Origin of the sequence: Achromobacter xylosoxidans (assembly GCF_001457475.1) — a bacterium.
Classification (GTDB): Bacteria; Pseudomonadota; Gammaproteobacteria; order Burkholderiales; family Burkholderiaceae_B; genus Achromobacter; species Achromobacter xylosoxidans.
Genome location: NZ_LN831029.1, coordinates 2409603 through 2429270, shown reverse-complemented (window position 1 = coordinate 2429270; position 19668 = coordinate 2409603). Strand labels below are relative to the sequence as shown.

The 19668-nt window shown below is 68.8% G+C and carries 19 protein-coding genes; 8 read left to right on the top strand and 11 right to left on the bottom strand.

Annotated features, from left to right (window positions below; all coding sequences use genetic code 11):
- Positions 1 to 135 precede the first annotated feature (135 nt).
- Entirely contained in the window at positions 136 to 1656 is a 1521-nt protein-coding gene (locus tag AT699_RS10985) for a surface lipoprotein assembly modifier (protein WP_058207286.1), read from the top strand.
- 10 nt (positions 1657 to 1666) lie between these two features.
- Here the strand turns inward: AT699_RS10985 and AT699_RS10980 are convergent, their stop codons facing one another.
- Complete coding sequence (locus AT699_RS10980; RefSeq protein ID WP_024068495.1) at positions 1667 to 2824, bottom strand: alpha-hydroxy acid oxidase; 1158 nt, start codon at positions 2822 to 2824, stop codon at positions 1667 to 1669.
- Positions 2825 to 2990: 166 nt separating this feature from the next.
- On the opposite strand from AT699_RS10980, the gene AT699_RS10975 reads away from it, so the two are divergent.
- The 4 genes from AT699_RS10975 to AT699_RS10960 all read left to right on the top strand — a co-directional run bounded on the left by AT699_RS10975 (position 2991) and on the right by AT699_RS10960 (position 6796).
- Positions 2991 to 3890 carry a LysR family transcriptional regulator gene (locus tag AT699_RS10975; protein ID WP_006384100.1) on the top strand — a complete coding sequence of 300 codons (900 nt, stop codon included), beginning with the start codon at positions 2991 to 2993 and terminating at the stop codon, positions 3888 to 3890.
- A 130-nt stretch (positions 3891 to 4020) separates the two neighbouring features.
- On the top strand, positions 4021 to 4689 hold the full coding sequence (locus AT699_RS10970; protein ID WP_024068494.1) for an RraA family protein: 669 nt from the start codon (positions 4021 to 4023) through the stop codon (positions 4687 to 4689).
- Positions 4686 to 5729, top strand: coding sequence for a hydroxyacid dehydrogenase (locus AT699_RS10965; protein ID WP_024068493.1), 1044 nt, complete (start codon positions 4686 to 4688; stop codon positions 5727 to 5729). Before AT699_RS10970 ends, AT699_RS10965 begins: the two co-directional genes overlap by 4 nt.
- 77 nt (positions 5730 to 5806) lie before the next feature.
- The gene (locus AT699_RS10960; RefSeq protein WP_006384097.1) at positions 5807 to 6796 is read left to right on the top strand and encodes a tripartite tricarboxylate transporter substrate binding protein; all 990 of its coding nucleotides are present in this window, start codon (positions 5807 to 5809) and stop codon (positions 6794 to 6796) included.
- 4 nt (positions 6797 to 6800) lie between these two features.
- Here AT699_RS10960 and AT699_RS10955 read toward each other — a convergent pair whose 3' ends face one another.
- Positions 6801 to 7796 carry an SDR family oxidoreductase gene (locus AT699_RS10955; protein WP_006384096.1) on the bottom strand — a complete coding sequence of 332 codons (996 nt, stop codon included), beginning with the start codon at positions 7794 to 7796 and terminating at the stop codon, positions 6801 to 6803.
- Between the two features lie 284 nt (positions 7797 to 8080).
- On the opposite strand from AT699_RS10955, the gene AT699_RS30910 reads away from it, so the two are divergent.
- From AT699_RS30910 to AT699_RS10945, 3 genes are all read left to right on the top strand, one after another.
- On the top strand, positions 8081 to 8464 hold the full coding sequence (locus AT699_RS30910; protein ID WP_045953107.1) for a type II toxin-antitoxin system RelE/ParE family toxin: 384 nt from the start codon (positions 8081 to 8083) through the stop codon (positions 8462 to 8464).
- Positions 8448 to 8750 carry a helix-turn-helix domain-containing protein gene (locus AT699_RS10950; RefSeq protein WP_006384094.1) on the top strand — a complete coding sequence of 101 codons (303 nt, stop codon included), beginning with the start codon at positions 8448 to 8450 and terminating at the stop codon, positions 8748 to 8750. Before AT699_RS30910 ends, AT699_RS10950 begins: the two co-directional genes overlap by 17 nt.
- Positions 8751 to 8980: 230 nt before the next feature.
- Positions 8981 to 10048 carry an AraC family transcriptional regulator gene (locus AT699_RS10945; RefSeq protein ID WP_006384093.1) on the top strand — a complete coding sequence of 356 codons (1068 nt, stop codon included), beginning with the start codon at positions 8981 to 8983 and terminating at the stop codon, positions 10046 to 10048.
- A 93-nt stretch (positions 10049 to 10141) separates the two neighbouring features.
- On the opposite strand, the gene AT699_RS10940 is transcribed toward AT699_RS10945, so the two are convergent.
- From AT699_RS10940 to AT699_RS10900, 9 genes are all read right to left on the bottom strand, one after another.
- Positions 10142 to 10561, bottom strand: coding sequence for a hypothetical protein (locus AT699_RS10940; protein ID WP_024068492.1), 420 nt, complete (start codon positions 10559 to 10561; stop codon positions 10142 to 10144).
- Positions 10562 to 10574: 13 nt separating this feature from the next.
- On the bottom strand, positions 10575 to 10949 hold the full coding sequence (locus AT699_RS10935) for a glutaredoxin family protein (RefSeq protein ID WP_006384091.1): 375 nt from the start codon (positions 10947 to 10949) through the stop codon (positions 10575 to 10577).
- A 141-nt stretch (positions 10950 to 11090) separates the two neighbouring features.
- A complete protein-coding gene (locus AT699_RS10930; protein WP_020927147.1) occupies positions 11091 to 11984 on the bottom strand; it encodes a SphA family protein in 894 nt (297 codons plus the stop codon).
- A complete protein-coding gene (locus tag AT699_RS10925) occupies positions 11981 to 13609 on the bottom strand; it encodes a phytoene desaturase family protein (RefSeq protein ID WP_058207285.1) in 1629 nt (542 codons plus the stop codon). Before AT699_RS10925 ends, AT699_RS10930 begins: the two co-directional genes overlap by 4 nt.
- A gap of 93 nt (positions 13610 to 13702) precedes the next feature.
- A complete protein-coding gene (locus AT699_RS10920) occupies positions 13703 to 14203 on the bottom strand; it encodes a flavin reductase family protein (protein WP_024068489.1) in 501 nt (166 codons plus the stop codon).
- On the bottom strand, positions 14203 to 15444 hold the full coding sequence (locus tag AT699_RS10915; RefSeq protein WP_024068488.1) for a styrene monooxygenase/indole monooxygenase family protein: 1242 nt from the start codon (positions 15442 to 15444) through the stop codon (positions 14203 to 14205). The genes AT699_RS10920 and AT699_RS10915 overlap by 1 nt, the downstream gene beginning before the upstream one ends.
- Positions 15445 to 15512: 68 nt before the next feature.
- Positions 15513 to 16301, bottom strand: a complete 789-nt coding sequence (locus tag AT699_RS10910) for an SDR family oxidoreductase (RefSeq protein WP_024068487.1) — start codon at positions 16299 to 16301, stop codon at positions 15513 to 15515.
- A gap of 632 nt (positions 16302 to 16933) precedes the next feature.
- Positions 16934 to 17563, bottom strand: a complete 630-nt coding sequence (locus AT699_RS10905) for a class I SAM-dependent DNA methyltransferase (RefSeq protein WP_024068486.1) — start codon at positions 17561 to 17563, stop codon at positions 16934 to 16936.
- A gap of 115 nt (positions 17564 to 17678) precedes the next feature.
- A complete protein-coding gene (locus tag AT699_RS10900; RefSeq protein WP_024068485.1) occupies positions 17679 to 19535 on the bottom strand; it encodes a phosphoenolpyruvate carboxykinase (GTP) in 1857 nt (618 codons plus the stop codon).
- Positions 19536 to 19668 lie beyond the last annotated feature (133 nt).

Here is a 19668-nt window from a genome sequence, read left to right as displayed (position 1 = left end):
ATTTAATAGACATCAATCTCACTTGTACTTCTATTTGAATATTAGACATCCCTGACCACCGGCCTCGCCCATCACGGACTGCAAGGGTTCTCCTTGCAGTCCTTTTGCCTATCCACTACCGCATCCGGGAGACCCGTGCCGCCCCGCCCTTCGCGCCGCTCCGAGCGTTCCGCCGCGCTCATCCTTGCGCTGTTCGTCCTGAGCCTGCCGCCCGCGCTCCAGGCCCAACCGGCCGCGCCGCTCCCCGCCGCCCTGCCCGCCCCCGTCCGGCCGCTGGAACCGGACACCCCGCCGCTGCCGCCCCCGCCTCGTCCCACGCCGGCCATCACGCACCGCCACCCCGCCCAACCCGCGAACCCGCGGGTCGAACTGACGGACCAGGACCTGGCCCGCAACCTCAAGCTGACCGAACGCATCCTCAACCAGGCCATGCTGCAGGAGGACTGGAGCACCTTGCGGCGCGTGATGCGCTTTTATCCCTGGATGACCGGCGTCGATCCGATCCTGCGCGACTATGTGCATGGCGCGCTGCTGCGCCACGATGGACGCCTGGCCGAGGCCATCGCGCTTTACCGCCAGTTGATCGCGCAACATCCCGACCTGGGCTACGTGCGGCTGGAACTGGCCGCCATGCTGATGGAGGACCGCCAATTCGCGCAGTCCGACGCCGAACTGGCGGACCTGCGCCTGGGATCGCTGGAACCGGCGGCGCAGCGCAGCGTGATGCAGTACCGGCAGGCGCTGGCCCAGCAGCGCCGCTGGAATTTCCGCCTGGGCGCGGGCACCGTCCACAGCAACAACGTCAATTCGGCCAATCGCGACCCGATGCTGTACCTGCCGATCGCGACGCGGCGGGGGCCGGTGTGGGCGCCGTTCGCCAAGAGCCGCGATGCGCTGCCCAAATCGGATTGGGGTTTGAAGTACAGCGGCAGCGCCAATGTCGAACGCAATCTCGGCGGGCATCACTACTACACGCTGGGCGCGGATATCGACGGCACCGCCTACCGCGTGCAGCGGGACTACAGCGACCGTACCGTGACCCTGCGCGGCGGCTACAAGTGGCAGGATGCCACGCGCTGGTTCGCCGCGACGCCGCAGGCGGGCCGAAGCTGGATGGGTGGCCGGCGCTACAGCCACAACCACGGCATGAGCCTGGAATACGGTTGGCGGCCAGCGCCCGACTGGCAATTGATGGGCGCCTGGCTATGGCTCAAGCGCGGCTATGACGACCGCGCCTATGCCGCCTACGACGGCCACCTGGACGTGCTGTCGCTGACGGCTATCCGCGTGTTCTCGCCGGCGCTGCTGGCCTACGGCAGCGTCGGCCTGCAGCGCGAAGCGGTGGCGGCGGGCGAGTACACCTATCGCTTCCCGTGGGCGCAATTGGGCGTGGTCAAGACCTTCGGCCGGGTGCTCGGCGCGCGCCTGAGCGCGCGCTACGGCCGGCAGGCGTATGAGTCGCCCTACGCCCTGTTCCTGAACCAGCGGCGCCGCGACCGCGAATTGCGCGTGGACGCCTCGGTCTGGTCGCCGGACTTCAAGATCGCCGGGCTGGAACCGAAGCTGAACCTCAGTTACCTCAAGATCGCCAGCAATTTGCCCATGTATGCGCGGGACCGGACCGAAGTCAGCCTGATGTTGGAGAAGCGGTTCTGACGGGATGCGACTACCGGCCGGGTTGCAACAGGCTCTGGTTCACCTCTCGCAGGTCGACGATACCGAGCAGGCCCATGTTGCGCCGGATCTCTTCGACGATCAGCGCGATGGCATGGGCCACGCCGCGCTGGCCGGCCACCGTCGCCGCGTAGTTGAACGGACGGCCCACGAATACGCAGCGCGCGCCAAGCGCCATCGCTTTCAGCGCGTCCGTGCCTCGCCGCACGCCGCTGTCGAGCATGACGTCCATGCCGCCCGCGGCGTCCACGATGGCGGGCAAGGCATGCAAGGGAGAAACGCTGCCATCGAGCTGCCGGCCGCCATGGTTGGACACGATGACCGCGTCCATGCCGTGCGCGCGCGCGGCCCGCGCGTCGTCCGGGTGCAGGATGCCCTTCAGGACCATCCTGCCCTTCCAGGTCTTGCGTATGGCGGCCACGTGTTGCCAGTTCAGGTGGCCGCGATCGGAAAAGTCTCGCAGCACATTCCCGGACAGGATGGGCGCGCCGCGCGTCGCATAGTTGTTTTCGAAGTGCGGCATGCCGTGGCGGGCCAGCGTGCGCAGAAAGGTGCCGATCAACCAGCGGGGGTGCGTGACGCCCTGCCAGGCCAGGCCGACGCTGGGCCGCAGCGGCGTGGAAAAGCCCGCCCGCACGTTGTTCTCGCGGTTGGCGGCGACCGGCGTATCGACGGTCAGCACCAGTGTGTCCACCCCGGCTGCGGCGACGCGATCGATCAGCGCGGCGATCTGCGCGCCGTCGCCGGGAAGGTAGGCCTGGAACCAGGTCCCGGGCGCCGCCTCCATCACGGTTTCCAGGCGGATCAGCGAAGAACCGCTCATGATGCAGGGCACGCCCGCCTCGGCCGCGGCGCGGGCCAGCATGACATCCCCGCGATAGCTGGTCAGCGCGGCAATGCCCATGGGCGCCACGCCAACGGGCGCCGCGTACTCGCGGCCCAGCACCGTGCAGCGCGTGCTGCGGCGGGACACGTCCACCAGCACCTTGGGCCGGAACCCGTAATCGTCGTAGGCCCGCCGATTGCCGCGTTCGGACTGTCCGTCTTCCACCGCGCCCGACACATAGGCATACAGGGGCTTGGGCAGTATCCGCCGGGCGGCGGCTTCGAAGTCGTGCAGGCTGAGCATGCGGCGCAGCGGATCTGACATGATGGGATTCCTGGCGGCGCTCGGCGGCCGATCCGCCGTGCAAGGGTCTTGACGGCGAAAGACTATAGGCCGGGCCGAGAGTTGAATAAAGTGACTTTATTGAAGACCTTTATTACACTTTTCGTCGCCCTCAATCGGCTCGCCGCCGGCCCGATCCTCCGCCCCCATGACGCTCAAGCAACTCGAGGCCTTTTACTGGGCCGCCACCTGCAAGAACTTTGCCATCGCCGCGAATCGGCTGAATATCTCGGTGTCGTCGTTGTCCAAGCGGATCGGCGAGCTGGAATCCTCGATCGGCGCCGCGCTGTTCAGCCGCAGCGCCCGTAGCGCGACCCTGACCGCGCTTGGCGAGCAACTGGTGCCCCATGCCAAGGACCTGCTGCGCAATGCGGACCAGTTCATGCAGCAAGCCAGCAACAACCTCAGCTACTCCGGCCGTTGCCGCTTCGGCGCCGGCGAGCTGACCGCCATGACCTGGATGGCCGGGCTGATCGACGTCATCCAGCAGGCGCACCCCAACCTCCTGGTCGAGCCCTTCGTGGGCGTGGGCGAACTGGTCGAGCGCGGGCTGGAGGAAGGCGAGCTCGACTTCGCGGTGATCGCGGGGCCCTCGTCCCGGTCTTCGCTGGCCTCGCGCGTGATCGGCAGCGCCCATTTCGAATGGGTGGTGTCGGCCAGGGCCGTGCCCGATGCGGCCTCGCTCGAAGTGGCCGACCTGCCTGGCCTGACGCTCATCACCCTGCCGCAAAGCTCGGGCGCGATCCGTATTCTCGACGACTGGCTGACCGAGCAGCGCGTATCGCCAGGCCGCAATCAATGCTGCAACAGCTGGCCCGGCATTGCCGCCATGCTGCGGCAGGGACTGGGGCTGGGTTTCCTGCCCGCCGCCTGGGCCCAGGTTCTCATCCAGCGCGGCGACCTGCGGCGGCTGCCGCGCTTTCCGCCATTGCCGCCCCTGGCCTACACCTTCCAATGGCGCCGCGACGATACGCGGCCCATGCTGGAGAGCCTGCGCTCGCACGCGCAGGCGTGCCTGGATTTCCACGCGCCCGCCGGGATGATCTAGCCCCTCTGCGCGTACGCCCCTGCCAACGCTTTCCAAAAAGCGTTGTTTTCGACATCAAATTATTCGCTTTAAACCGCCGTGAGCCCAGCGTAGAGTCGCCTCGGACAATCATCCAAGGAGACAAGACGCCATGTCGGAGTTCGGATTCACGCTGCAGGAATGTCCTGCCGGCCCCAGCCGCGAGACACTCGCGACATATGAAGCATTGGCGGTCGCCAACATCAGCGATGCGATGAGCCGCGCGACCGGAACCTCGGCCTTGCGCCCGATGCATCGCACCCGCCGCATCCTGGGCCGCGCCTACACCGTGCGCACGCGGCCCGGCGACAACCTGATGGTCCACAAGGCGATCGATTCCGCCGAGCCGGGGGATGTGATCGTGGTCGATGCGGGCGGCGACATGAGCAACGCCATCATCGGCGAGATCATGGCGGGATGGGCCGCCAGGCGCGGGCTGGCGGGCTTCGTGATCGACGGCGCCATCCGCGACAGCGAGACGATCGGCGCCGGCGACTTTCCCGTCTACGCGCGCGGCGTCGCCCATCGCGGACCCTACAAGGACGGCCCGGGCGCCATCAACGTGCCGGTAGCGATCGACGGCATGGTGGTGCTGCCGGGCGACCTGCTGGTGGGCGATGCCGACGGACTGCTGGCGATCCGCGCCGACGAAGCGCTCGCCATCGCGGCGCGCGTGCGCGCGATCGCCGCAGCGGAAGCCCGCGTGCTGGAGGACATCGCGCGCGGAACGCTGGATCGCGCCTGGGTCGACGCCACGCTCACGGCGCGAGGCGTGCTGTGAGCGTGGCGGCACATTCCAAACCCGCCCGGCTCTGCCGCCTGGACCTCTGGCTCGATCCGGTGTTCGACGAGATCATCGGCGGCACGCCCGGCATCTCGCTGTCGGTGCTGCCAGCAAGGGGCGACGATGCCCGTACGCTGGCCGGCCTGAAGTCGGCCCATGCGTATCACGTTTCCGCGGCCAAGGACGAACTGCCGCGGCAATGGTTCGTCAATGCCGAACTGATCGCGCAATGCCCGGACCTGGTATGTGTTTCGTCCGGCGGCGCGGGCTACGACACCATCGACGTGGCGGCCTGCACCGCGGCGGGCATCGCCGTGGTCAACCAGGCGGGAGGCAACGCGGAGTCGGTGGCCGAGCACACGTACGCGTTGCTGCTGGCCGTGCAGCGGCGGGTGGTGGAATCCCACCATCGCCTGCGCCACGACGCCGGCTTCACGCGCGAAGATCTGATGGGCCACGAAATCCATGGCCGCGTCCTCGGCCTGGTCGGCATCGGCAAGATCGGCACCTGTGTCGCCCGCATCGCGCGCGGCTTCGGCCTGCGCGTGATCGCGCACGATCCGCTGCTGTCCGCCGACGTCATCCGCAGCCGCGGCGCGGAACCGGTGTCGCTGGACGAATTGCTGGCGTGGTCCGACGTGGTGTCGCTGCATTGCCCGCTGGACGCCTCCACGCGCGGCCTGTTCGGCGCAAAGGCCTTCGCGGCCATGAAAGGCGGAGCGGTGTTCATCACGACGGCGCGCGGCGGCATCCATGACGAAGCGGCGCTGCACGACGCGCTGCGCGCGGGGCATCTGCGCGGCGCGGGGCTGGACGTCTGGGACCAGGAGCCGCCCGAGCGCGGCGCGCCGCTGCTGGGCCTGCCCAACGTCGTCGCCACCTTCCATACCGCCGGCGTCACGCACGAAGCCCGGCGCAACGTCGCCCGTTCATCGGCCACGCAGCTCGCCGCGATGCTGCGTGGCGAACGCCCACCGCAACTCATCAATCCGCAGGCCTGGCCGCTGGCGGCCAAACGCATCGCAAACCTGACATAACAACGCGGCGGGGCCGCTGCCCGCGCCGCAAGGCGCGACGCAGGCCGGACCCCGCCAAAATACCAAGGAGACAACTCATGCAAAGACAAGACAAACGCTGGACGCGGCGCGCCCTTGCGACCCTGCTGGCGGGCGCCGCCCTGTTGACCGGCGGCGCGCGAGCGGCCGGCTATCCCGAACACCCGATCAACCTGATCGTGTCGTACGGGCCGGGCGGAGGCACCGACCTGGTGGCCCGCATGATGGCGCCCTATCTGCAGAAATACCTGGGCGGCGATGCCCGCATCGTCGTGCTGAACCGCCCGGGCGCGGGCGGCGCGATTGGATTCTCGGAGCTGGCCCGGGCCCAGCCCGACGGCTACACCATCGGCTTCATCAACACGCCGAACCTGTTGACGATTCCCATCGAGCGCAAGACCAGTTTCACCTGGCGCAGCTTCGATCTGCTGGGCAACCTGATCGATGATCCCGGCGCATTCTCGGTGCTGAACGACAACCCGATCAAGACCCTGGCCGACCTGTCCGCCTACGCCAAGAAGAACCCGGGCAAGGTGACGGTAGGCACCACGGGCACGGGCTCCGATGACCACCTGGCCATGCTGCGCTTTGAGCGGGTGTCCGGCAGCAAACTCAGCCACATCCCCTACAAGGGAGCCGGGGAGGTACGCGGCGCGCTGGCGAGCGGCGAGATCACGATCGGCGCCATCAACGTGGGCGAAGCGCTGCAATACCAGAAAGGCGGAACGCCGCTGCGCATGCTGGGCCAGATGGGCAAGACGCGGTCGGCGGCGCTGCCGGACGTGCCCACCTTCAAGGAACAGGGCTTCGATTTCGAGCTGGCATCGCTGCGCGGCTTGGCCGCGCCCAAGGGCCTGCCAGACGATGTGCGCGCTAAGCTCGTCTCCGCCGTGAAGCGCACGGTGGACGATCCGGAGTTCCAGGCCAAGGCCAGGGACATGTTCGCCCCGCTGCGTTATCTGGCGCCCCCCGAATACGCCAAGGAACTGGCGGCCGGCGAAGCGGAGTTCCAGGCGCTCTGGAAGGAAGCGCCGTGGCTGGATAAGTAGCGGATCAGCGGCGGCCGCGCAGCACGCATGCCAGCGCGCCGCCCGCCAGCGCCAGCACGGCCAGCGTCGTCGCCTGCGGGTGCATCGCGCTGCAGGAATACGCGCTGAACCTGCGTCCGGGGCGCCGCACCGCCGCATGTTCTCCGCCGGCGTCGTACAGCGAATCCTGCCCCATTTCCTCGTAGGTCCGCGGACCTCGCTGGTGGCGAAACAGCCAACCCGCCATGCGGTCCGCCAGCCCCGGCATGTTCTGGCCAAAGGCCGAAATCGCCCTGGCGGCGCCGCCCACGAAAAGATCACGCACCGGCGTCTGCGCGGCATGCAGGATGGCCTCGGCCACCAGCTCGGGCGCATAGATGGGCGGAGGCAGGTCCGGCTGGGCGTCCATGTAGTTGCGCGCGTGTTCGGTGAACTTGGTGGCGATCGAGGCCGGTTTGATCAGGGTGACCGAAATCGGCGCGCCCAGTTGCCGCAGCTCCATGCGCAAGGCGTCGGTGTAGCCCTTGACCGCATGCTTTGCCGCCGAATAGGCGCCCTGCAGCGGAACCGCGCGATCGGACACTTCGCTGCCCAGATTGATGATCGCGCCGCCGGTGGCCTTCATGTGCCGCACGGCGGCCAGCGAGCCATACACCACGCCCCAGTAGTCGGTGTCGAACAACTTGCGCTGGTCTTCGATCGGCACCTGCTCCAGCGTGCCGTAGATCGACACACCGGCGTTGTTCACCCAGGTGTCCACGCGTCCGAACCGCTCCACGGCAAGCGCGAGGATGCGCTCATGATCTTCCTGCACGCCAACGTCGGCCACCACGGTGGCGGCGGCGCCGCCTTCCTGCGTAATGTCCCGCGCCACCTGTTCCAGCGCCGCCTCCTGGCGGCCCGCAAGCACCACCCTGGCCCCCTTGGCGGCCGCCATGCGCGCGGTCACGGCGCCGATGCCGCTGCCGGCGCCCGTGATCACGATGACCTGGTCACGCAACGGTTTCAGATTCACTTTCATGCAATTCTCCCGAGCGAGGCGCCCCATGCGCCTGGCCCGCGGGAGCAGCAAGCGCAATGCCTGGGCGCTCGACCAAGGTGGACACGCTGATCCCTGTTCGCCGAGCAAAACCTGTCCGTCCGCGATAAGTTCACAAGACAAATAAGCGCTCTGTGCAAACCGCCTCGCAGGGAGACCTGGAGGACATCCCTTGGCCCGTCCTGCAACTCAGACGAAAGCCGCCAGAAAACGGAGGCATTGACAATATAAAACATACCCGTATCGGGTATAGTACGGAGGTAGAAATGAAGCGCGTCCTGAAGCGAAAACACTTCGCCCGATGGCAAGCAAGCGAACGGTTACCCGATACTGCCCTTTGCATGGCGGTGAGGGAAATGGAAAGCGGCTTGGTCGACGCCAACCTTGGCGGCCTGCTCTACAAACAGCGAGTCGCACGTCCTGGCGGCGGAAAAAGCCATGGCTACCGTACTTTGATTTCCGCCCGAGTAGGCCACTGCTACGTATTCCTGCATGGATTTTCCAAAAACAGCCAGGAAAACATCACACAGGATGAGCAGAAGGCGCTGCGATTCGCCGGGAAGATGTTTCTCGAGCTATCGCCGGAGGCATTGTCGAAGGCGCTGGGGGCCGGCATATTGTTGGAGATTCATTGTGAGCAAGATCATTGAGTCGGTGCGTGGCGACCTGGCGGCGCTGCAGGAAGCGGGCGCCATCACCAAGGTCACCATGCGCGAGTTCGACAGCCTCTGCCCGCCCCCCGTACGGACCTTTGGCGCAGCCGACATCCGCCGGCTGCGTGAAGCCTTGAATTTCAGTCAACCCGTATTCGCGCTGCACCTGCACACCACGGCCTCGACCGTGCGCAAATGGGAACAGGGCGAAACCCGCCCCACCGGCCCTGCGCTCAAGCTGCTCAACCTGATCGCCGACAAGGGACTGCAGGCCATTCTCTGAGCGCAGGCGTCGCCCATTGGCGCCGATGGCGATTTTTCGCAGTCCCCGGACAGGCGCGGCGAAAAACGGATAGTTCCGCCGCCGGCGGGACGGGTTTTCCAGCAGTCCCGCCACCGGCCCGGCGCTTTACTATGAGGACCATCATAAAGGCGCGCCGCAACCTTGCGGCCGCCAGGGGAACCGGTGGCCGCTGCCCGTCGGACATCAGGACAGAGCAAGGAATCCCGGCCATGCTGAACATGACGCAGTCCGATGCCGAGGCATCATGGCACCCCGCCGAGCCGCGCTCGGCGGGAGCGGGAATGGCCGGCGCCGCCGGCTGGCGCGCCGACACCATCCTGGCGACGCCCGCGCACCAGCTGTTCGCCTCGGGCGACCTGGACGAGGCGCGCGCCATGGTGGGCCGGGTGATGCGGCCCCACCACCTGGGGGTGGTGGGTTCGACGCAGCGCCTGAACGCGCGCATGCACCACCAGCCGCTGGGCGAGGTGTCGCTGAACCGGCTGCGCTACGGGGCGCACGTCGAGATCCGGCCGGGACCGCTGGAGGACTTCTTCCTGGTGCAGATGCCGCTGGCGGGCACCGCCCTGATCGAAAGCGGGCCGCAGCGGGTGGATTCGACGCCGGACGTGGCCTCGGTGGTCAGCCCGGACGACGACCTGGCGATGCACTGGGCCGACGACAACGACCAGTTCATGCTGCGCGTGGGCCGCTCGCTGCTGGAGCGCACGCTGGTGGGCCACCTGGGCTGTACCCTGGAGCGGCCGTTGCGCTTCCAGCTGGGGTTCCGCTGGCGCGAGTGTCCGGCCTGGCGCTGCCTGATGGCGTATCTGCTGGACTGTTCCTCGCAGCACGCCGACCTGGCCGAGCACAAGCTGATCGTGCACCAGATGGAACAGCTGGTGGCGGCGACGCTGTTGTCCACCCTGCCCCACAACTACAGCGCCACCCCGGCGGGCCGCCGCGGCGCGGTGCTGCCGCGCCACGTGCGCTGCGTGCAGGATTACCTGCAGGCGCATGCGCACGAACCGGTCAGCGCCGAGCAGCTGGCGCGCATCGCGGGAGTCAGCGTACGCAGCCTGTATGCCGGCTTCAAGGAATTCCTGGGAATCAGCCCCATGCACTATCTGCGCGACCTGCGCATGGAGCGGGCGCGCGCTGAGCTGGTGTCCGGCGAATGCCAGAACGTCGCCGGCGTGGCGCTGCGCTGGGGCTTTGCCCACCTGGGGCGCTTCAGCGCCAGCTACAAGGCGCGCTACGGCGAAAGCCCCAGCCAGAGCGTGCGCCGGCACGGTTGAAGCGGCAACGTCGACAAGACGGGCGGGGCCTGCCGTTCAGGCTGCCGTGGCGCTGGTCCATCGCACACGGCTCCCTGCCTTGCGCCGCGCGCATCAGCGCGGCTTCCAGGTCAGCCCGTCGGTCGAGCGGTATTCCGGGATGCCGGCGCAGCAGCCGCCAGCGCCGAACGCCTGGCGGCCAATGAACGCCTTCACGAAGCCCTTGCCCGCGGTCAGTTCCTGGCGCACGCAGCGCGTGGGCAACAGGGAGAAATCGCCCTCCAGCACCAACGTCCAGGCGACATTACCGCCCTCTGCCGAGTCCACCTTGTAAACCTTGCATTCATGCATGAGCAGGTGGATGGGCTTGCCCGCCAGCTCTCCCCTGAACTGGAGTTCGGGTGGCGTTTCCTGGGTGGCCAGGGTTTCGGCCGTGAACCTGGACCCCGCGGGCGGCGGCGGCGACGAATCGCAGCCCGCCAGCGCGACGGCCGCGCACACGGTCAGCAAGGCAAGGCGGGCGGCGCGTGCCAATGGCGCGGCTCCGTCAGGCCACGTTCGCGTAGCGTTGTTCAAGGTAGGCGATGATGTCGCTGGACTCGTACATCCAGCGTGTGCCTCCCGCTTCCTCGATGCGCAGGCAAGGCACCTTGACCTTGCCGCCGCCGGCCTCCAATTCGGCGCGCGCCTGGGGATCCCCCTTGGCATCGCGCAGCGCAACCGGCACGTTCAAACGATGGATGGCGCGCCGCGTCTTGACGCAGAACGGGCAGGCATGGAATTGGTAGAGCGACAGCGCGGCCGCCTCGCTATCGACGGCGGCCTGGCCTTGCGCCGAGCGTCGCTGCGGGCGGGGCCGCGTAAGCGCATCGCCCAGCACAATCAGCTGGCCCAAACCGACACGCAAGGCTTTGACAATCATGGATGGCAACTTGAAACGAAAAGGAGCCTTGAGTCTAGCCCATTCGCGGCGACAGGCGGTTTGCGCCCCGCCTTGCCAGCCCCCTTCCTCCTGCCGTGCCGGCCAGGCCACCGCCTTTGGACCAGGCGCTGCATGCCCCCGCTAGAACGGAATGGCCAGCTTGACGTAAAGCTGCGCGCCTTCCGGCCGGTTCTTGACCTGGAATTCCTGCTGCCACTTGGCGGTGAACAGCCAGCCGCGGTCGTTCATGTAGCGCACCGAGGGACCGATGCCGATGGCGCGGGCGCGGCCGGCGGCGCTGTTGGGGCCGCTGTCGTCGGTGACCTGCTGGAAGGCGTGGCCGCCCACGCCCAGCACCCAGCCCTTGCCCACGCCCCAGCCGAAGGCGTAGTCGGCGTGGATGGCCTGGCCGGAACGGGTGTCGGTGGCCGAGTTGCGGAAGTTGAAGTCGTACATCAGCTTCAGATCGGCATTGAAGCCGTCCGGGCTGATGCGGCTGAGCGCGAAGACCGGCTGGGCGGTCCAGTAGTTCTTGCCCAGGCTGGACGGGTCCTTGCGATCGTATTCGCCGGTGGGCGCGTACATGTCCAGGCCGACCACGTAGTGCAGCGATTCGGACAGGTGATAGCCCAGCGCCACGCCCAGCGTCATGTCGCCCAGGCCGGTGCTGCGGTAGCGCTGGCCGCCGGCCTTGAAGGTCACGTCCAGCAGCGGCGCGATGGCATGGAAGGCCAGCTGGCCGCCCAGCACCTGCTGCGGCGTGACCCAGATCAGGCGCGGGGCCAGCACGTTGACGTCGACCTTGAAGTCCGGCACCGGCAGGCGTTCGCCGTCGTTGCCGCGCAGCTTGTCGTAGCGGGCGCCGCCGGCGTAGACCAGCATATGCACGCCAGGCGGCGGCAGCGCGCCCGACATGAAGTTCTCCAGGCCGTCCGGATAGATGCCCAGGCCGCCGCCTTCGGTGGCTTGCGCCACGCCGCCGGCCAGCGCCAATGCCGCGGCGCAAGCCAGCCGGCGTGTCAGGTGTCTCTTCATGTTCCGCTCCTGCCCCCGCGGGGCGCGAGATGTTGCGCGACGAGATAGCCGGAGCCGCCGCCCAGTCCGGGGCCCGGATGGGTGGCGGCGCCGATGTGGAAAAGGTTGCGCAGCGGCGTGCGGTGGCCGCGCGCGCCCTGGCTGCCGGCGAAGGGGCGCAGCCAGAAGAACTGGTCGGGCGAACAGACGCCCGCGTAGGGATCGCCGCCCACCAGGTTGCAGTTCAACGCCTCCAGGTCGGCCGGCGAGTAGCTGCGGCGGCCGACGATGCGTTGCGCCAGGCCGGGCATGACCGGCTCCAGCCGCGCCTGCACGCGGTCGGCCACGGCTTCGCGCAAGGTCTCGGTCCAGCGGCCGTCGGCGGGCGTGTCGATCAGGCCGGCGGCATCGCCCTTGACGCGCGCCGGCAGCTCCTGCATCTGCACCCACAGGATCCAGCCGCCGGCCGGCGCGCGCGACGGATCCACGGCGACCGGCTGGCCGATGGCCAGCGTCGGCCGCGCCGGCAACAGGCCGTTGTTGGCTTCGGTGACCGAGGCGCAGACCTGCTCCATGCTTTCGGTCAGGTGTACCAGCGGCACCTGGCGCAGTTCCGGCGTGCGCCAGTCGGGCGGCGCGTCGAGCGCGAAATGGATCTGCATGCCGCCGCGGCCGTGGCGGTAGCCGGCGGCGCGGCGCCGCACCGGCTCGGGCGCGTCGGGCAGCAGCGCGCCGTACAGCTGGCCAGGCGTGACGTTGCAGACCACGGCTTCGGTGGCGTGGTATTCGCGGCCGGCGGCCACGACGCCGACGGCGCGGCGGCGGCGGCCCGCGCCGCGCGTCAGGATGCGTTCGACGGCGTTGCCGGTCAGCAGCCGGCCACCGTGGTGCTCGATCACCTTGGCCAGCGCATCCACCACACCCTGGCTGCCGCCCTTGACCACCGGCATGCCACCGGCCACCACCGCGGCGAAGGTCAGCTTGCCGATCAGCGCCGAACAGGCGTCGTCGGGTCCCAGGCCGGTGTGCAGCACCCACGGCGCGATCAACGCGCGCACGGCGTCGGATCGCAGTTCACGGTCCGACCAGCGGCGAAAGCTCTCCAGCGAATCGGCGGCGAACGCCATCAGGCCGTCCAGGCCGCGCCGGCGCCACTCGCCGAACAGCAGCTTGAGCATGCCGGCGCCGTACGGGTTCTGCCCCAGCAGGCCGAAGGTCAGCGCGGCGTCTTCGCCGAACAGGCGTTGCGCCATGGCGCCGAAGGCCTGGCCGTCGCCGGGCGCCCAGGCGTCCAGGCGCCGCGCGCTGTCCGCGATGTCCTGCCTGAGCGCGATGCCGCTGCCGTCGGGCAGCGCCAGGCCGGTGCTGTAGTCGCACTGGGCGAATTCCAGGCCGGCGGTCTGCAACGCCGGCTTGAGGGCGGCGTAGGCGGGGCCGCCGACGAACAGCGGGTACCAGCTGGACAGCACGTCGTGGCGGTAGCCGGGAAACAGCTCCTCGGTGCGGATACAGCCGCCCAGGCGGTCGTTGCGCTCCAGCACCAGCACCGATTTGCCGCGCTGCGCCAGCAGCGCCGCGCACACCAGCGAATTCATGCCGCTGCCCACCACGATGATCTGGGCGTCGGACGTCGATGAAACAGGCATCACAGGCTCCGGCCGGCCACGCGGACCGGGAAGGTTGATGAAGCGATGGCGCATGCGCCCCCATGCCGGCGCGGGCCGACCTGGCGGCGCGCGCTACGTCAGCGCGGTGAAGCGCCCCGCGTGGAACACCAGCGGCGTGGCCTCCAGGCTGGCCACGCGCAGCACCCGGCCGAACAGCAGCAGGTGGTCGCCGGCCGGGCTCTGCTGGTCGTTGGCGCAGACCAGCGTGGCCACGGCGCCGGCGATGGCGGGCACGCCCTCGGGCACCTCGTGCAGTTCGGCGCCCTCGAACTTGTCCGCCACCGCCGGGTCGGCGAAGCGGCGCGCCAGCGCTTCCTGGCCGCAGGCCAGCACGCTGATGGTGAAGTGATCGCAATCGCGGAACGCCGCCAGGTTGGGCGAACGGTTCACCAGGCTCCACAGCACCAGCGGCGGATCGAGCGACAGCGAGGCGAACGAGTTGATGGTCAGCCCGACCTTGCGGCCGTCCGGACAACGCGTGGCGACGATGGCCACGCCGGTCGGGTAGCTGCCCAGCACGCCGCGCAGGACCTTGGGGTGCAGGTCGGTGCTGCCCCAGTCCAGGGCCGCCATCACGCCGCCGCCCGGGTGGATTTGTCGGCGATGAAGGCCGCGCAGGCCGTGGCGTCGGTCCACCACGGGAAGAAGTTGGGCGGATGGTTGAAGCCATTGGCGACGGCGCTGGCCAGCGCGGGCGCGTCGCCGGCGGCCTGCAGCAGCCGCAGCAGGTGCGGCGGCGGCGGCAGCAGCATCGAGTTGGTCCAGTCGACCACGGCGCTGGCGTAGTCCCAGAAGCGCTCGAAGGTCTGCCGCATCCACTCGGCGGTGAAGGGCTGGTCGCCGCGCGCCAGAATCGCCTCCAGGTAGACGGCGCAGGCCTTGGTGGCGTTGTTCGAGCCCTGGCCGGTGATGGGGTCGTTGGTGACCACGGCGTCGCCCAGGCCCAGCACCAGGCGGCCGGATGGCAGCGTCATGACCGGCTTGCGCACGGTGGGCGCGAAGCTGCCGGCCAGGATGCCGTTGGCGTCGGTCAGCTCGACGGCCGCGCAGCGCTCGGCCTCCCAGGGCAGGAAGGTGCGCAGGATGTCCAGGCTCCTGGCCAGGTGATCCTGCGGCGTCCTGATGTCGCGCCAGCAGTCCATCGGGCCGCCCGGCACGCCTTCGAACACCATGATTTCGCAGGGACCGCTGTGAGTCAGCGCGGGAAACACGAAGTACTCGCCGACGCCGGGAATCAGGTTGAAGGCGACCCGCGAGAACACCGGCGCCGGGCGCATGCCGTGCACATACGTCAGCGCCAGCGCGCGCTGCGGCTTGTCGAAGCGCGAGCGCGCCGCGTCGCGTTCGAACAGCTTGACCACGTCGCCCTTGCCGGCGGCCAGCAGCACCAGGTCGTGCGAGGCGGCCAGCAGCTCCAGTTCGGCCACGCCGCCATCCTGGATCAGCAGGCGGCCGCCGCGGGCGGCGAACAATTCCATCCAGGCCGGCATCTTGATGCGCTGGTCCACCGCCTGCGCCGGGCGGTCCAGGCGCGCGGCCCAGTCGATCAGCTTGTGGCCGGGGCGCTCGGGATGCGGCACGGCCAGGCCGATGCCCTCGACCGGCGGACACGCGGCCTCCCACTGGTTCAGCCCCAGGTCGCGCTCGATCCGCAGCGAGGCATCGAACATGCATTGGCTGGACATGACCTTGCCGCGGCGGATGTCGTCCGGCTCGCGGTTGGTGACCACGGTCACCTCATAGCCCTTGTCCAGCAGGCCCAGTGCCAACGGCAGGCCGGCCTGCCCTCCCCCGACGATTGCGATTCGACGCATGATGGTTCTCCTGTTTGGTGTGCGCGGCCGCCGGATGCGCGGCGGGCCGGGATGCGGCAAGACCGGGCTTATTCGGCCAGGCGCGGGATGGCGGGACGGGCCTGCTCGGGCCCCATGGCGGAATAACCGCCGTCCACGGCGTAGTCGGCGCCGGTGACGAAGCTGGCGTGGTCCGACAGCAGGAAGGCGACCACCTCGGCCACTTCGGCCGGATCCCCGGCGCGGCCCAGCAGGTGGAAGTCGGCCGCGACGCGGTCGGTCTTGGCGCGGTCGCCGTGGGTCAGTTCGTCCATGACGCGCGACCAGGTCCAGCCGGGCGACACGGAATTGACGCGGATGCGGTCGCCGGCATAGTCCATCGCCAGGCTGCGGGTGACCTGCAGCAGCGCGGCCTTGGAGACCGGGTAGAGCCAGCGGCCGGTCTGCGCCACGCGCGACGAGATGCTGGTGAAGTTGACGATGGCGCCGCCGCCCGCGGCCACCAGGTGCGGATGCACGGCGCGGGCCGCCATGACGGCGCTAACGACGTTGATGTCCAGGGCGCGCAGCCAGTCGGCGCGGCCGGAGGCGGCGCCGTCGTCGAGGTAGGTGGCGGCGAGGTTGACCAGGTAGTCGATGCGGCCGAAGTGGGCGGCGACCTCAGTGACGGCGCGGGCCAGCCGGGCGTCGTCGGTGATGTCGAGCGGCCACGCGCGGATGCCGTCGGGGTCGCTGGCGGCGACGCGGGCGGCGCCTTCGGCGTCAATGTCAAAGATGGCGACGCGCACGCCCCCGGCGCGCAGCGCGGCGACGACGCCGGCGCCGATCAGCGTGGCGCCGCCGGTGACGATGGCGGTTTTATCGGCCAGTCCCTTCATTTTGTTTGCCTCTTGGGTTGCTGAGATCGTGAGGCGGATGTTGCGGGCGGGCGCTGGCGGGGCGGTAGCCGGATTTGGCGGCGGGTATCCGGGGAGTGCGGGTATTGTGGGGTGGCTTGATGCCCGTCAGGGGGGGATGGCCGGTGGCTGCGGTGGGTATCCGGTTTGTGCTTCGTATGTATGCGGGCGGGGGAGTTGTGGCTTTGGGAGGAGGTGCTTCGTAGGTCGCCCCTCGGGCAGGCGGCCTCCCGGGCGGGCGCCCACGATTGCGGTCCGGAGCCTTCGCTCCGGACTGCCCCATCCTCAACCTTGTTGCCGCCTGCGGCGGCTGCCTTCGGTTTCCGTCGGGCGCATCGAGGTTGCCCGCCCGGGAGGCCGCCTGCCCGAGGGACTACGAGTCTCTCGGTCTGTCGCGCTGCTGGACCCGTGTGCAGGGAATGGAACTTTCAGGGCTGCCAACTTGGCCGCGCGGGCGGCCAAGTTTGGCGTCCAGGTGTTTGAGGGGGGACGAATGCGCTGCGCGCCGGTGATCGATGCATATCCATCTTCCGCAACGGGGTGGGAGGTATAGAGATGTTGACCATTCCACAGATGCGGGGCACGGAAGGTGAAGCGTGTATCGCGTCGTGCGGTCAGTCCACCCTTCTCCACACACTGGCGAGCCAGGGTTGTTGTTCGCGGGGCAGGCCGTCGGGGCGGTAGTAGTGTTCGAGTTCTTCGAAGCCCGCGGCTTGCAGCAGGGTGCGCCAGCCATCCAGGTCGTGGTAGGCGCCGTAGCGGCCGCGGTTCCAGCCTTCCTGGTTGCCGCCGCGGGGGTTGGAGCTGAACAGGACGCCGCGGGGTTTGAGGGTGGCGCGCAGGTCACGCAGGACGCGGGGCAGTTCCTGCGTGGGAACGTGGAACAGGACGGCGTTGGCGAAGATGCCGTCGAAGCGGGCGGCGGGCAGGTGCAGGCGCAGGAAGTCCTGGTGCCAGACCTCGCAGCCGCTGGCGGCGCGGGCCATGGCGACGAAGCTGGGGGTGCCGTCCAGGCCGACGGCGCGGTGGCCGAGGGCGGTGAAGGTCTTGAGATCGCGGCCGGGGCCGCAGCCCAGGTCGAGGATGTCGCAGGGCGGCTCGCCCTTGATGTGGCGCAGCAGCGCGGCGATGTTCTGGCTGACGTCGTGATCGCGCGTGCCTTCCTCGAAGGACTGGGCGCTTTCTTCGTAGTGGGCCAGCGTCAGCGTGGTGATCTTGGCGAGGTCTTCGGCGTCGAGTTTCATGGGACGATTGTGCCGTAAAAAAAACCCGCGCACGTCACCGTGCGCGGGTTTGGGATCGGGCGCGGCCGGCCTAGGCGCGGCCAACTGAAGCTCGGCCGGCTTGGTCTGCCCGGCCTCAGGCGGCCAGGCGCCCTTCGATCCTGGCCTTGGTGGCGGGCAGGTCTTCGGGCAGGCCCTGGGCCAGCTGGCCGAACAGTTCGTCGTGCAACGCCAGTTCGTCGCGCCAGGCGCCGTCGTCGACCGACATGACCTGTTCGAACTTGTCGGGGCTGAATTCCAGGCCGGTCCAGTCGATGTCCTGGTAGCTGGGCGAGATGCCGAACACCTGGTCCACGCCGCCAGCCTGGCCGTCGATGCGGCCCAGCATCCAGCGCAGCACGCGCATGTTCTCGCCGAAGCCGGGCCAGACGAATTTGCCGTCCGGGCCCTTGCGGAACCAGTTGACGCAGTAGATGCGCGGCAACGTGGCGCCGGCGGCTTCGAGCTGCTTGCCGAGCTTGAGCCAGTGCGTGAAATAGTCGCTCATGTTGTAGCCGCAGAACGGCAGCATGGCGAACGGATCGCGCCGCACCACGCCCTGCTGGCCGACGGCGGCGGCGGTGGTTTCCGAGCCCATGGTGGCGGCCATGTAGACGCCTTCGACCCAGTTGCGCGCCTCGGTCACCAGCGGCACGGTGGTGGAGCGGCGGCCGCCGAAGATGAAGGCGTCGATCACCACGCCCTGCGGGTTTTCCCATTCGGGGTCGATCGACGGACACTGCGCCGCCGGAGCGGTGAAGCGCGCGTTGGGGTGGGCGGCCTTGCGGCCGGTCTCGCGGGCGATGGCGGGCGTCCAGTCCTGGCCCTGCCAGTCGATCAGGTGCGCGGGCGGCGTGTCGGTCATGCCTTCCCACCAGACGTCGCCGTCGTCGGTCAGGGCGACGTTGGTGAAGATGACGTTGGCCTTGAGCGTGGCCATGGCGTTGAAGTTGGTCTGCTCGCTGGTGCCCGGGGCCACGCCGAAATAGCCGGCTTCGGGGTTGATGGCGTGCAGGCGGCCGTCGGCGCCCGGCTTGATCCAGGCGATATCGTCGCCGATGGTGGTGACCTTCCAGCCGTCCATGCCCTGCGGCGGGATCAGCATGGCGAAGTTGGTCTTGCCGCAGGCCGACGGGAAGGCGGCGGCGACGTGGTACTTGCGGCCCTTGGGCGAGGTCACGCCCAGGATCAGCATGTGTTCGGCCAGCCAGCCCTGGTCGCGGCCCATGGTGGAGGCGATGCGCAGCGCGAAGCACTTCTTGCCCAGCAGCGCGTTGCCGCCGTAGCCCGAGCCGAAACTCCAGATCTCGCGGCTCTTGGGAAAATGCACGATGTACTTGGTGGCGTTGCAGGGCCAGGCCACGTCGGCCTCGCCGGCGGCCAGGGGCTTGCCGACCGAATGCACGCAGGGAACGAAGTCGCCGTCGGCGCCGAGCACGTCGTAGACCTGCTTGCCCATGCGCGTCATGATGCGCATGTTGACCACGACGTAGGGGCTGTCGGACAGTTCGACGCCGATGTGGGCGATGTCCGAGCCCAGCGGGCCCATCGAGAACGGCACCACGTACAGCGTGCGGCCGCGCATGGCGCCGTCGAACAGGCCGTTCAAGGTCGCGCGCATCTCGGCCGGGTCGGCCCAGTTGTTGGTCGGGCCGGCGTCCTCGACGCGATCGGAGCAGATGAAGGTGCGGTCCTCGACGCGCGCCACATCGGACGGGTCCGAACAGGCCAGGAATGAATTGGGCCGCTTGGCCGGGTTGAGGCGGCGCATGGTGCCGGCCTGGACCATCTGTTCGCACAGGCGGTCGTATTCTTCCTGCGAACCGTCGCACCACTCGACGCGATCCGGCTTGGCCAGCGCCACCACGCTGGCGACCCAGTCGATCAGGCCGCGGTGCTTGACGTACGCGGGTACGTTCAAGGCCGCCAGGCCCCCGTCCAAGGGCTTATTCATTAGGGTTATCTCCATACTAAGGCTAATGGCGATACGGCCCCGTTTGACTGGGGCCGTATACATGTTTGCGCCATCATACTTGCAGCGCCGGGCAGGCCGTCAACCCGACCAAACGGACGAGTTTGTCACCGGG

Coding starts and splice junctions, on each gene's coding strand:
- AT699_RS10980 (WP_024068495.1), bottom strand. CDS start 2,824: ATGTCAGATCCGCTGCGCCGCATGCTCAGCCTGCACGACTTCGAAGCC.
- AT699_RS10975 (WP_006384100.1), top strand. CDS start 2,991: ATGACGCTCAAGCAACTCGAGGCCTTTTACTGGGCCGCCACCTGCAAG.
- AT699_RS10970 (WP_024068494.1), top strand. CDS start 4,021: ATGTCGGAGTTCGGATTCACGCTGCAGGAATGTCCTGCCGGCCCCAGC.
- AT699_RS10960 (WP_006384097.1), top strand. CDS start 5,807: ATGCAAAGACAAGACAAACGCTGGACGCGGCGCGCCCTTGCGACCCTG.
- AT699_RS10955 (WP_006384096.1), bottom strand. CDS start 7,796: ATGAAAGTGAATCTGAAACCGTTGCGTGACCAGGTCATCGTGATCACG.
- AT699_RS30910 (WP_045953107.1), top strand. CDS start 8,081: ATGAAGCGCGTCCTGAAGCGAAAACACTTCGCCCGATGGCAAGCAAGC.
- AT699_RS10945 (WP_006384093.1), top strand. CDS start 8,981: ATGCTGAACATGACGCAGTCCGATGCCGAGGCATCATGGCACCCCGCC.
- AT699_RS10935 (WP_006384091.1), bottom strand. CDS start 10,949: ATGATTGTCAAAGCCTTGCGTGTCGGTTTGGGCCAGCTGATTGTGCTG.
- AT699_RS10930 (WP_020927147.1), bottom strand. CDS start 11,984: ATGAAGAGACACCTGACACGCCGGCTGGCTTGCGCCGCGGCATTGGCG.
- AT699_RS10925 (WP_058207285.1), bottom strand. CDS start 13,609: ATGCCTGTTTCATCGACGTCCGACGCCCAGATCATCGTGGTGGGCAGC.
- AT699_RS10920 (WP_024068489.1), bottom strand. CDS start 14,203: ATGGCGGCCCTGGACTGGGGCAGCACCGACCTGCACCCCAAGGTCCTG.
- AT699_RS10915 (WP_024068488.1), bottom strand. CDS start 15,444: ATGCGTCGAATCGCAATCGTCGGGGGAGGGCAGGCCGGCCTGCCGTTG.
- AT699_RS10910 (WP_024068487.1), bottom strand. CDS start 16,301: ATGAAGGGACTGGCCGATAAAACCGCCATCGTCACCGGCGGCGCCACG.
- AT699_RS10905 (WP_024068486.1), bottom strand. CDS start 17,563: ATGAAACTCGACGCCGAAGACCTCGCCAAGATCACCACGCTGACGCTG.
- AT699_RS10900 (WP_024068485.1), bottom strand. CDS start 19,535: ATGAATAAGCCCTTGGACGGGGGCCTGGCGGCCTTGAACGTACCCGCG.